Below are 11,546 nucleotides of genomic sequence, written 5' to 3' on the forward strand. Positions count from 1 at the left end.
GCGCCAGGGTGGAGATGACAATGGCTGACTATGATTTCGACGTCCTCATCATCGGCTCGGGCCCCGGCGGCTACGTCGCGGCGATCCGCGCGGCGCAGCTGGGCTTGCGCACCGCCTGCATCGAGAGCCGCGAGACGCTCGGCGGCACCTGCCTCAATGTCGGCTGCATCCCGTCCAAGGCGATGCTGCACGCGAGCGAATATTTCGATGCCGCGGCCAACGGCACGATGGCCAAGATGGGCATCAAGGTCACGCCTGAGCTCGATCTGCCGCAGATGCACGCGCAGCGGCTCGACGCGGTCAAGCAGTTGACCGGCGGCATCGCCTTCCTGTTCAAGAAGAACAAGGTCGAGTGGATCAAGGGTCGCGGCAGCTTCGTCGACGCGCATACCGTGCAGGTCGGCGAGCGTACCGTCACCGCCAAGGACATCGTCATCGCCACCGGCTCATCGGTCACCCCGCTGCCCGGCGTGACGATCGACCAGAAGGTGATCGTCGATTCGACCGGTGCGCTGGAGCTCGATCGCGTGCCGCGGCACATGGTCGTGATCGGCGGCGGCGTGATCGGCCTCGAGCTCGGCAGCGTATGGCGCCGCCTGGGCGCGAAGGTGACCTGTGTCGAGTTCCTCGATCAGATCCTGCCCGGCTTCGATGGCGAGATTCGCAAGGAATCGAACAAGATGTTCAAGAAGCAGGGCATCGAGTTCGTGCTCTCGACCAAGGTGACGCAGGTTGCCGTGTCGGGCGAGACGGCGACGCTGACGCTGGAGCCCGCCGCCGGCGGCGAGGCGACGACGATCGAGGCGGATTGCGTGCTCGTGTCGATCGGGCGCCGCCCCAACACCGATGGCCTGGCGCTCGACAAAGCGGGTCTCACCGCCAACCAGCGCGGGCAGATCGAGATCGATCATCGCTTCCAGACCACGGTGCCGGGCGTGTGGGCGATCGGCGACGTCGTGCCGGGGCCGATGCTCGCGCACAAGGCCGAGGACGAGGGCATTGCCGTTGCCGAGAACATCGCCGGCCTCACCGGCATCGTGAACCACGACGTGATCCCGAGTGTCGTCTATACCTGGCCCGAGATCGCCGGCGTCGGCCTCACGGAAGAAGCGGCGCGCGAGAAGGGCGAGGTTAAGGTCGGCAAGTTCCCGATGGCGGGCAACAGCCGCGCCAAGACCAATCACGAGCCCGACGGTTTCGTGAAGATCATCGCCGACGCCAAGACCGATCGGGTGCTCGGCGTCTGGGCAATCGCCGTGCCGGCCGGCACGATGATCGCCGAGGCAGCTTTGGGCATGGAATTCGGTGCGACGTCGGAAGACATCGCCTATACCTGCCATGCGCATCCGACGCATTCCGAGGCGATCAAGGAAGCGGCGATGGCGGTGCGCGGCAAGGCGATCCACGTCTGAGACGGCGTGCAGCGCACCGCGGCATTTTTATCGCAGTCGCTGATAAAACGCTCTTGAAGCGCGAAAACGCCTTTCCTATATCGGTTTGGCAGGGCTCGTGTCCCCCCCTTTCGCGGGTCTTGCTGCTCACCTTTTAGGTGAGCTCCTCCCTGAACCTTGGCCACCTCGTGCGAAAGCGCGGGGTGGTTTTTTTTTGGGTTACTCGGCGGCGAGTTGCGTCGGCGCGGCCAGCGCCTCGTCGGCCAGCGCCAGGATCATGCGGCGCAGCAGCCGCGCCGTTGCCGCCAGCCCCGGGCCCGGCGCATCGAGCGCGGCGTCGAGATACAGCGCGCGATCGAATTCCACCTGAATTGCATGGATCCCGCGGGCCGGCGCGCCGTGGCGCTCGAGAATATGCCCACCGGCATAGGGCATGTTGAGCGCACAGGGCAGGCCAGCGATCATCGTCTCGGATTCGAGCCGCGACACGAACCGCGCCGCGGCCGATTTGCCGAATCGGTCGCCGAGCACGATCTGCGCGCCATCGGGCAGAGAGGGCATCGAATGCACGTCGAGCAGCACTGCTACGCCGAACGTTGCCCTGGCACGCTCCAGCGCGGCGTGCAGCGCGGCATGATAGGGGCGGTGGTCCTCGGCGATCCGCGCCGTCACCTCCTCGCTGTCGAGCTTGCGGCGCCACAATTCGCCGGCACCGGCGATGCGCCGCGGGATGAGCCCCAGGCCGCCGCGCAGCTTGGCCGAGGGCAAGCCCAGCGCGCGTCGATCGGCGCCGCCATCGATATGGGGATCGCGCTCATTCTCGGCGCGGTTCAGATCGATCCCGGCGCGCGCGCGGCGCTGGACCAGCATGGTTTCGGTCGTCCGCGCGGCCAGCGCCAGCGCGTCGACGTGGCGATCTTCCAGCGGCCGCAGCGCCTCCACCGGCACGCGTAGCGCCGCGCGCAGCGCCAGTGAATAATCCCGCCCCGCATGCGGCACGGAAACGATCACCGGACTGACCGGCGCCAGCGTGCCATGAAGATCGAAGGAGGGGGGACGCAGCATCGTCATTCACCCTATGCAAGCCGCGCGGCGGCGGCAAATCGTCATGCGAGGCTGGAGTTTCTTAAGGGCTTTGCGCTAGATCAGGCGTCTCGTAAAACTCGGATGGCTTACACGCATGATCAGAATATTGCTGGCCGAAGACGACACGGTGATGCGCGAATATCTTTCGCGTGCGCTCGAACGGTCCGGCTATGCGGTCAGCGCGGTGGATCGCGGCACGGCGGCGATCCCGCTGCTCGAAAGCGAGCATTTCGATCTGCTGCTGACCGATATCGTCATGCCGGAAATGGACGGCATCGAACTGGCGCAGCGCGCCGGCGAAATGGTGCCGGACCTGCGCGTGATGTTCATCACCGGTTTTGCGGCGGTGACGCTGAAGGCCGGCAAATCGATGCCCCAGGCACGTGTCCTGTCCAAGCCGTTCCACCTGCGCGATCTGGTGCTCGAGGTCGATCGCATGTTCGAAATGGAACATGCCAGCGGCAATATCTGATGCGGCGTCTGGCAAGGGTTGCGCAGCGGCAAAGGCTTCGCTAAAGCCCGCCCCTCGCTACGGTTCGCCGCAGCGACGTGGGCGTGTAGCTCAGTGGTAGAGCACTGTGTTGACATCGCAGGGGTCGCAAGTTCAATCCTTGCCACGCCCACCATTAAAAGGGCCGCTAACTCGTCGAGTTAGCGGCCCTTTTCTGTTTCTGGCGAGAGCGCTCAGCGGGCGATGACGGCACGCCTTGGGGCGGGGCGGGCAAGCGCGGCCTTGAAGGCGCGCTCGGCGACCGGCGCCATCACGGCATAGCCGGCAGGCGTGGGATGGACATGATCGGAGGACAGGCCTGCGCGCATGCCCAGCGTGCCCGGTTCGGCCAGCGCGGTCCAGTAATCGGCATAGATCGAGCCGGTCGCCGCGGCATAGGATTTGAGCCAGGTGTTCATCGCGACGATCTTGCTGCCCGTGTCGAGGCCGGGGCGCCACGGATAGCTATCCGCCGGCGGGATCGACGCGAGGATCACGCGGATGCCGTGCGCCTGGGCCAGCTCGGTCATGGCGCGGATGTTGGCCTTGCTCTCCTCCGGCGTCATCGGCCCGGTATTGGCGGCGATATCGTTGGTGCCGGCCATGATCTGGACCACCGCGGGGCGCAGCGCGATCACGTCGGCGGAAAAGCGCACCAGCATCTGCGGCGTGGTCTGCCCGCTGATCCCGCGCCCGATGCGCCCCGGAGCAAAGAATGCCGGGGCCTTTGCATACCAGCCTTCAGTGATCGAATCGCCGAGCAGCACGATGCGCGGCTGGCCGGCGACGGGCGCAGGCAGGGCGGCATTGGCCGCGCGGTAGCGGTCGAGATAGGCCCAATCGGTGTGCAGGCGCGCCTCCGTTTCCCTGGCCCATTGCGCCTTTTGCTCGGCCGTCGGATCGGCGTGGGCGGGCAGCGCGATCGACAAGGCGGCGGCGAGCAGGAAGCGAGTGGCAATCATCGAACGGTCCTGTCTTGCGGGTCAGCGATAGAGGTGCGCCTGCGGGGCGTAGCGGTCAATCGCCGCACCGGGTCATCGGCACCGGCGCCGAATCGATCCGTGCGTCGGAGAGCGACAGGCCCAGCGTGCCGCTCGTGGCGATCACCAGCGGCGCGGTGACGTGCGCCATGTCGATCCCGCGATTGGCGAAGCATTGCAGCGGCACGATCACCTGCTGCCATACGCCGGGCGCCGCCGCGGCAAGCGTCTTGGTGATCGGCACGGTGACGGCCTTGCCATCATTGCTGACCATGCCGAGGCTGACGGCAGTGCTCGGCGCCCGGTCGACGCGCAGATCAACGACAAGGCTGAGCTCGCCGTTGCTTTCGCGCGTGAGATCGAGCGGGCGATCCGCCTCGACCCGGGCGTCAGCCGGGCCACCGGCCCAGACCAGGCGGCGTGCATCCTCCTGGCGCCGGCGATCGACCGCCGAGACGGTGAGCCGCTGCGTCGCGGTGGTTGCGCTGGGCCCGAGCAGCCGGACCTTCGACTGGTCCAGCTCGACCAGCGTCAGCGACCAGCCTTCGGGCACGCGGCCCTTGCCGAACAGCGTGCCGTTCGCGGCGGCAGCGAGCCCCGCCGGACGCGCTTCGTCGAGCGTGGGTACCGTGCCCGGCTTGGCGTAGCTCAGGCCATAACCGTAGGCGAACAGCGGATCATAGCCGGGATCGCGACGATTGAGCACATATTGATCTGGCCGCTTGGGCCAGGAAAAGCTCAATTTGCCGGTAAAGTCGTGCGCCACGGCGCCGTCCCTGGCGCGGAACAGCACATCCGCCACGCCGCCGCCCTCGCTGCCGGGCAGGAACGCCGCGACGAACGCGTCCGAGGCGTTGAGCTCGGCATTCACCCAGAGCGGGCGGCCCGACAGGAACACCGCGACGACCGGCACGCCGGCCGCCTTCAGCCTGCGCAGCAGCGCGAGATCGGACTTGTCGTCGGCGCTATATTCGAGCGTCGGGCGATCGCCCTTGAACTCGGCATACGGCTCCTCGCCGAAAACGACGATCGCCGCATCGGGCTTGCTGGCGAACGCGCCATCGGGCGACAGCGTCGCGGTGCCGCCCGCGGCCTTCACCGCGCGGTCGATGCCCGACCAGATCGTCTCGGCATTGGGGAAGTCGGCATTGGTCGTGCCGCCGCCTTGCCAGGTCAGCGACCAGCCGCCCGCCTGTTGCGCGACACTGTCCGCACCGGCGCCGGCGACCAGGATGTTGGCCGACGGCTTGAGCGGCAGCACGCCGTCATTCTTGAGCAGGACCATGGATTCGCGCACCGCGCGCCGGGCGATCGCGCGGTGTTCGGCAGCGCCGATCAGTTCCATCTTGCCGGCCAGCGCGCGGGACGACGGACGGCCGCGATCGAACGTGCCGGCGCGGATCTTCACCCGCAGGATGCGGCGCACCGCATCGTCGAGCCGGGCGGCGGATATCTCGCCGGACTGCGCCTGGCGCAGCGTGTTGGCGTACAGCGTCTTCCAGGCGCTGCCCGAATACATGAACATGTCGAGCCCGGCATTGATCGCCGCGGCGCAGCTTTCGTTGGTGCAGCCCTCGACCTGGCCGTGGCCGTTCCAATCGCCGACGACGAAGCCATCGAAGTGCAGGCGATCCTTGAGCACGCCGGTCAGCAGGCTCTTGTGACCATGCATCTTGGCACCATTCCAGCTCGAGAAGCTGGCCATCACGCTTTGCGTGCCGGCCTCGATCGCGGCCGGATAACCGCCGAGATGTACGTCGCGCAGCACCGTTTCGGGAATATGCGCATCGCCCTGATCGCGCCCGCCGGTGCCGCCATCGCCCAGGAAGTGTTTGGTCGTGGCGATCACGCGGTCGGGCGCGAGGAACTCGCTCGTGCCGACCTTGCCCTGCACGCCTTCGATCACCGCGCCGGCATAATCCGCCTGCACTGCCGGTTCTTCCGAATAGCTTTCATAGGTGCGACCCCAGCGATCGTCCTGCACCACGGCCAGCGTCGGCGCGAAGGTCCAGTCGATGCCGGCCGCCGCAGTCTCGATCGCGGTGACGTGGCCGATCTCACGCATCAGATCGCGGTCACGCGCGGCGCCCAGGCCGATATTGTGCGGAAAGAGCGTGGCGCCTGGAATGTTGTTGTTGCCGTGCACCGCATCGGTGCCCCAGATGACCGGGATAGCGGGGCGGCCATCGTTGCGGATCATCGAGGCGTCGTAAAAGGCATCGGCCAGCGTCAGCCAGGCGATCGGCGGTGCCAGATCGTTGCCGCCGGGGCCGGAATTGCCGCCGTTGAGAATCGAGCCCAGCTTGTAGGTCTTGAGATCGGCGGGCTCGATGCTGGCGATATCGACCTGGATCAGCTGGCCGACCTTGTCGGCGACGGACATGCGCCTGATCAGCGCGTCGATCCGCGCCTCGACCTTGGGGTCGCGCACCGGGCGCGCCGCGGCGGTCGGCCAAAGCTCGGGATGGGCGATGGAAGTCGGCGTGCCGGCGGTGAGGGGAACTGCCGTCGACTGCAGCAGCAGCGCGATCGTGAACGCCGTGAAACCCATCGCCATCTCGCTCTCCCCATCGACAGCGGATTCGCGATCCGCCTTATTGCGGCGACGTTAGCGCTACCGGCGGGGGCCGGGCAACCGAATTTGGTAGGGAAGGATCGTTGCCCGTCGCCGCACTGGTCGGCGACAGCCACGGCGCCAGCAACGAGAATGCTGGCGCCGTGCGTCGGTGCCGCGCTTATTGGTCTAGGAACGACCGCATTTTGCGCGAGCGCGACGGATGCTTCAGCTTCCGAAGCGCCTTCGCCTCGATCTGGCGGATGCGCTCGCGCGTCACCGAGAATTGCTGGCCGACTTCTTCCAGCGTGTGATCGGTGTTCATGCCGATCCCGAACCGCATGCGCAGCACGCGCTCTTCGCGCGGGGTCAGCGACGCCAGAACCCGGGTGACGGTTTCCTTGAGGTTGGCCTGGATCGCGGCATCCACCGGGATGATCGCGTTCTTGTCCTCGATGAAATCGCCGAGGTGGCTGTCCTCCTCGTCGCCGATCGGCGTTTCGAGGCTGATCGGCTCCTTGGCGATCTTCATCACCTTGCGCACCTTCTCGAGCGGCATGCTCAGGCGCTCGGCCATTTCCTCGGGCGTGGGCTCCCGGCCCTGCTCGTGGAGAAACTGGCGGCTGGTGCGGACCAGCTTGTTGATCGTCTCGATCATGTGCACCGGGATACGGATCGTGCGCGCCTGATCGGCGATCGAGCGCGTGATCGCCTGACGGATCCACCAGGTCGCATAGGTCGAGAACTTGTAGCCGCGGCGATACTCGAACTTGTCGACCGCCTTCATCAGGCCGATGTTGCCCTCCTGGATGAGATCCAGGAACTGCAGGCCACGGTTGGTGTACTTCTTGGCGATCGAGATGACGAGCCGCAGGTTCGCTTCGACCATTTCCTTCTTGGCGATGCGCGCCTCGCGCTCGCCCTTCTGGACCATGTTGACGATGCGTCGGAACTCGCCGAGCGACATGCCGGTCGCCTGGCTGATTTCCGAAATCTCGTTGCGGATACGATCGACCGAGTCGCTCTCGTTGGTGACGAACGCAGTCCATTTCTTGTCGAGCTTGCCGAGATTCGGGATCCACTGCTCGTCGAGCTCATGCCCGATATAACGATCGAGGAAATCCTTGCGCGGCACCTTGTGGCGCTCGGCGAGACGCAGCATCTGGCCGCCCAGCGCGGTCAGGCGCCGGTTGAACGCGTAAAGCTGATCGACGAGATATTCGATCTTGGCGTTGTGGAACTGAACGCTCTCGACCTCGGCGGTGAGTTCCTCGCGCAGCTTGTGATATTTGCGCTCGTCGGCCGCGCTCAGTTCGCCGCCGCCGCTCATCGCGTCGAGCCGCGACTGCTGCACCTTGCTGAACTTCTTGTAGAGCGCAGTGATGCTGGCGAAGCGCTCGAGCGCGATCGGCTTCAGCTGCTCTTCCATCTGCGCGAGGGAGAGCGTGTTGTCCTCCTCCTCGTCGTCGGACGGGCGCGGCGTGCGCCGCTCCTGCATCGAATCGTCTTCTTCCTCGGCGGGCGCCTCCTCGGGCTCTTCCTCTTCCTTGAAGCTCGGACCAGCGGTCTTCTCGCTGATCTCGCCCGATCCCTCTTCGTCATCGGTCAGCGATTCGGGCGCCGGGTCCTTGGACAGCATCGCGTCGAGATCCATGATCTCGCGCAGCTGCATCGTGCCTTCATTGAGCGCGGTCGACCAGTCGATGATCGCGTTGAACGTGATCGGCGATTCGCACAGGCCCAGGATCATCGTGTCGCGGCCGGCCTCGATCCGCTTGGCGATCGCGATCTCGCCTTCGCGCGACAGAAGCTCAACGGCCCCCATCTCGCGCAGGTACATGCGCACCGGATCGTCGGTGCGATCGATGACCTCTTTCTTCTTTACGTCGAGCTGCTGCGGGCCGTCGTCCGATGCGTCGACCGATTCGACCTCGTCCTCGTCGGCGGGCTTCTCGTCGCCTTCCTCGCCAGCTTCGTCATTCTCGACGATGTTGATGCCCATTTCGCTGAGCGCGGCGCTGAAATCCTCGATCTTGTCGGGGGACGTCTCGTCCTGCGGCAGCGCTTCGTTGAGCTGATCATAGGTGATGTAGCCGCGCTTCTTGGCGCGCGCGATCACCTTCTTCAGGGCCGCGTCGTTCAGGTCGATCAGCGGTGCATCGCCGGTTTCGGTCGTCTCGGCAGTATCCGCCATGTCGGTCTTCGCCATCAATTGCCCTCAGCACTAAATACCCTGGCGTCTTCGTTCGCCTGCACCAGATTGGCAAGCCGAGCGTCGAGCGCCTGTTGTTCCTTCACCAGCGCTACTTGCCGTTCGAACGCCGCGTCCCAATCGAACGTCGCGTCAGTCGAGCGCGCCTGCATTTCTGCCGTCGCATAGGCCAGTGCCGCATCCACTTCCGGTCGCGAGACCAGGATCGCGATCGCCTCGTCGAGGTCTTCGCGCGCCTGTATCGGTTCCGCATCCTTCTGTGTGAACGAGCAGGATAATTGATCGGCCCGCAACAGATCATGCGCGATTATATCAAATCCAGATGCCGCCAATATGGTGAGGAGGCCGTCACTATCAAGCATCTTTCCCGCATGCGCATCTTCCACCGCGAGATCGACCACTGCTTCGAACAGATTGCCGAGCGCGCCATCGGCAAGTTTGAGGCTTCCCAGCACTTCCATATGGCGGGCGATTTCCGCCGGATGCCGGATCAGCCCGGCGAGCACAGCCTTGGCCAGAATGCGATCGATCCCGCCCGCGCGCACGCCTTTCACGCCTTCGCCGACCGGCCCGGGCGGGGCTTTCCACGGCTGGCCCTGCTTGCGCGCGCTGCGCGGCTGCGGCGTGAAGGGGCGGAACGGTTCGCGCTTGCGGGCATAGAGATCGTCGAAGCGGCGGCGGAATTCGGCGATATATTCGTGCTTCACGTTCTGATCGACGATCAGCCCGGCAAGCTCGTTGAGGCGATGCTTGAAGCCGGCTTTCTGCTCCGGCGTGTCGAGCGGCTCGAGGGCAAGCTCGTGCGCCCACAGCTTGTCGACCAGCGGGTCGGGGCTCTTCAACAACGCCTCGAACGCCGGCGCGCCTTTCGCGCGGACCAGATCGTCGGGATCCTGGCCTTGCGGGAGCGTGACGAAGGCGAGGCTGCGGCCGGGCCCGAGCATCGGCAGCGCGCGGTGCGCGGCGCGGATCGCGGCTTTCTGCCCGGCGCTGTCGCCGTCGAGGCACAGGATCGGCACGTCGCTCATCCGCCACAGCCGTTCGAGCTGTGCTTCGGTCAGCGCGGTGCCCAAGGGCGCGACCGCCTCCTCGAACCCGGCCTGGGCGAGCGCGATCACGTCCATATAGCCCTCGACCACGAGCACGCGGCCGGTCTTCCGCGCAGCCGGGCCGGCCTTATCCAGATTGTAGAGCGTGCGGCCCTTGTCGAAGAGCGGCGTCTCAGGGGAATTGAGGTATTTCGGCTCTCCCTCACCAATGATCCGCCCGCCGAACGCGACGGTGCGCCCGCGCGGATCGCGGATCGGGATCATAAGCCGGCCGCGGAAGCGATCGTACGGCGTTTTCTGCTCGACCGAGATGAGCAGCCCGGCCTCGATCAGCAGCGGATCGCCATAGTCCTTCAGCGCGTCCTTCAACTTGCCGCGCGAATCAGGGGCATAGCCGAGCCCGAAGGCGCGCGCCGTCTCCTGCCGGATTCCGCGCTTCTCCAGCACGCCGCGCGCCTCGGCGCCGGCGATGCCGTTGAGCTGATCGGTGAACCAGCGCGCGGCATCGGCACACGCCTCGTGCAGTCCCTTGGCGGCCTCGGCCTTCTCCGCCGCGCGTGGGTCCATCGCCGGCAATTCCATGCCCGCGGCCTGGGCGAGTTCCTTCACCGCATCCATGAACGGCAGGCCGCGCTGATCGGTCATCCAGCGGATCGCGTCGCCATGCGCCGAACAGCCGAAGCAATGGTAGAAGCCCTTGTCGTCGTTGACGTAGAAGCTCGGCGTCTTTTCATTGTGGAACGGGCAGCAGGCACGGAACTCGCGCCCGGCCTTTTGCAGCTTGGTCGTGCGGCCGATCAGCGTGGACAGCAACGTGCGGCTGCGCAGCTCGTCGAGGAATTGCGGGGAGAGAGTCATGCCTTCTGCTCCCCCTGCCCGCTTGCGGGAGGGGGCTGGGGGGTGGGCGCGCGGCTCGTTTCCGCCGCTGCCGCCAGTATCGTCTCCAGCACGCCGTCCATGTTGCTCGTTAGATCGTTGTTCCAGAATCGGATGACGCGGTAGCCGGCCTGCTCGATCGCCTGAGTTCGGTTGGCATCGTATTGCATCGCCTCGGCATGCTGGCTGCCGTCCAGTTCGATCACCAGCTTCCTCGATCGACACACGAAATCGACGCGATATCCAACGATCGGCATCTGCCGGCTGAACTTCAGCCCGCCCAGGCGGCCGCCCTTGAGCTGCAACCATAGCATCGTTTCGTGCAGCGTCGGATTGTTTCGCAGCGCGCGCACTTCTGCCGTCGGTCGGCCCAGCCGGAACCGGGAGCCCACCCCCGGCCCCTCCCGCGAGCGGGAGGGGGGAAGAAGGGGGCGCTCCCCCATCTTACGCCAGCGCCGCCTTCACCAGCCCGCTCGCCTTGCTCATGTCGAGCTCGCTCGCGTGTCGCGCCTTCAGCTCCGCCATCACGCGGCCCATGTCCTTCATGCCGGCAGCACCCAGCTCGACCTTGATCGCCTCGATCGCCGCCGACGTCTGCGCTTCGTCCATCTGCTGCGGCAGGAAACGTTCGATCACGGTGACCTCGGCGGTCTCCGCGTCGGCCAGTTCCTGGCGCCCGCCCTTCACATACATGTCGATCGATTCGCGGCGCTGCTTGACCATCTTCTGCAGCACTTCGATCACCAGCGCGTCGTCGCTCTCGGGGGCCTTGCCGGTGCGCGCCTCGATGTCGCGGTTCTTCACGGCGGCCTGGATCAGGCTGACGGCATTGCGGGTCACCTTGTCGCCGGCCTTCATTGCGGTGATCTGCGCGGCCTTGATGTCGTCTCGAATCATTCTACGTCCTT

General features: G+C 66.0%; 9 protein-coding genes and 1 tRNA gene. 3 read left to right on the forward strand and 7 right to left on the reverse strand.

What is annotated here, in order from left to right; genetic code table 11:
- Window positions 1-20 precede the first annotated feature (20 nt).
- A complete protein-coding gene (gene lpdA, locus NV401_RS01145) occupies window positions 21-1,412 on the forward strand; it encodes a dihydrolipoyl dehydrogenase (RefSeq protein WP_261292536.1) in 1,392 nt (463 codons plus the stop codon).
- A gap of 198 nt (window positions 1,413-1,610) precedes the next feature.
- Here the strand turns inward: lpdA and NV401_RS01150 are convergent, their stop codons facing one another.
- Window positions 1,611-2,456, reverse strand: a complete 846-nt coding sequence (locus NV401_RS01150; RefSeq protein WP_261292537.1) for an N-formylglutamate amidohydrolase — start codon at window positions 2,454-2,456, stop codon at window positions 1,611-1,613.
- 115 nt (window positions 2,457-2,571) lie between these two features.
- Here NV401_RS01150 and cpdR point away from each other — a divergent pair, with 115 nt between their 5' ends.
- Window positions 2,572-2,949 carry a cell cycle two-component system response regulator CpdR gene (gene cpdR, locus NV401_RS01155; protein ID WP_261292538.1) on the forward strand — a complete coding sequence of 126 codons (378 nt, stop codon included), beginning with the start codon at window positions 2,572-2,574 and terminating at the stop codon, window positions 2,947-2,949.
- A gap of 79 nt (window positions 2,950-3,028) precedes the next feature.
- Window positions 3,029-3,103 (forward strand) — tRNA-Val (locus tag NV401_RS01160).
- Window positions 3,104-3,161: 58 nt separating this feature from the next.
- Here NV401_RS01160 and NV401_RS01165 read toward each other — a convergent pair.
- The 6 genes from NV401_RS01165 to NV401_RS01190 all read right to left on the reverse strand — a co-directional run bounded on the left by NV401_RS01165 (window position 3,162) and on the right by NV401_RS01190 (window position 11,535).
- Window positions 3,162-3,929: an SGNH/GDSL hydrolase family protein gene (locus NV401_RS01165; RefSeq protein ID WP_261292539.1), complete on the reverse strand. Its 768-nt coding sequence runs from the start codon at window positions 3,927-3,929 to the stop codon at window positions 3,162-3,164.
- Window positions 3,930-3,984: 55 nt separating this feature from the next.
- A complete protein-coding gene (locus NV401_RS01170; protein ID WP_261292540.1) occupies window positions 3,985-6,504 on the reverse strand; it encodes a glycoside hydrolase family 3 protein in 2,520 nt (839 codons plus the stop codon).
- Between the two features lie 178 nt (window positions 6,505-6,682).
- Window positions 6,683-8,710, reverse strand: a complete 2,028-nt coding sequence (gene rpoD / locus NV401_RS01175) for an RNA polymerase sigma factor RpoD (protein WP_261292541.1) — start codon at window positions 8,708-8,710, stop codon at window positions 6,683-6,685.
- Complete coding sequence (gene dnaG / locus NV401_RS01180) at window positions 8,710-10,620, reverse strand: DNA primase (protein ID WP_261292542.1); 1,911 nt, start codon at window positions 10,618-10,620, stop codon at window positions 8,710-8,712. The genes rpoD and dnaG overlap by 1 nt, the downstream gene beginning before the upstream one ends.
- The gene (locus NV401_RS01185; RefSeq protein ID WP_261292543.1) at window positions 10,617-10,991 is read right to left on the reverse strand and encodes an endonuclease domain-containing protein; all 375 of its coding nucleotides are present in this window, start codon (window positions 10,989-10,991) and stop codon (window positions 10,617-10,619) included. The genes dnaG and NV401_RS01185 overlap by 4 nt, the downstream gene beginning before the upstream one ends.
- 91 nt (window positions 10,992-11,082) lie before the next feature.
- On the reverse strand, window positions 11,083-11,535 hold the full coding sequence (locus NV401_RS01190) for a GatB/YqeY domain-containing protein (RefSeq protein ID WP_261292544.1): 453 nt from the start codon (window positions 11,533-11,535) through the stop codon (window positions 11,083-11,085).
- Window positions 11,536-11,546 lie beyond the last annotated feature (11 nt).

This window comes from Sphingomonas hylomeconis, from assembly GCF_025370105.1.
GTDB lineage: Bacteria > Pseudomonadota > Alphaproteobacteria > Sphingomonadales > Sphingomonadaceae > Sphingomonas > Sphingomonas hylomeconis.

Excerpts from the sequence above, each read along its gene's own strand:
- dnaG (WP_261292542.1), bottom strand. The coding sequence starts at position 10,620 with ATGACTCTCTCCCCGCAATTCCTCGACGAGCTGCGCAGCCGCACGTTG.
- rpoD (WP_261292541.1), bottom strand. The coding sequence starts at position 8,710 with ATGGCGAAGACCGACATGGCGGATACTGCCGAGACGACCGAAACCGGC.
- NV401_RS01190 (WP_261292544.1), bottom strand. The coding sequence starts at position 11,535 with ATGATTCGAGACGACATCAAGGCCGCGCAGATCACCGCAATGAAGGCC.
- cpdR (WP_261292538.1), top strand. The coding sequence starts at position 2,572 with ATGATCAGAATATTGCTGGCCGAAGACGACACGGTGATGCGCGAATAT.
- NV401_RS01170 (WP_261292540.1), bottom strand. The coding sequence starts at position 6,504 with ATGGCGATGGGTTTCACGGCGTTCACGATCGCGCTGCTGCTGCAGTCG.
- NV401_RS01150 (WP_261292537.1), bottom strand. The coding sequence starts at position 2,456 with ATGCTGCGTCCCCCCTCCTTCGATCTTCATGGCACGCTGGCGCCGGTC.
- lpdA (WP_261292536.1), top strand. The coding sequence starts at position 21 with ATGGCTGACTATGATTTCGACGTCCTCATCATCGGCTCGGGCCCCGGC.
- NV401_RS01165 (WP_261292539.1), bottom strand. The coding sequence starts at position 3,929 with ATGATTGCCACTCGCTTCCTGCTCGCCGCCGCCTTGTCGATCGCGCTG.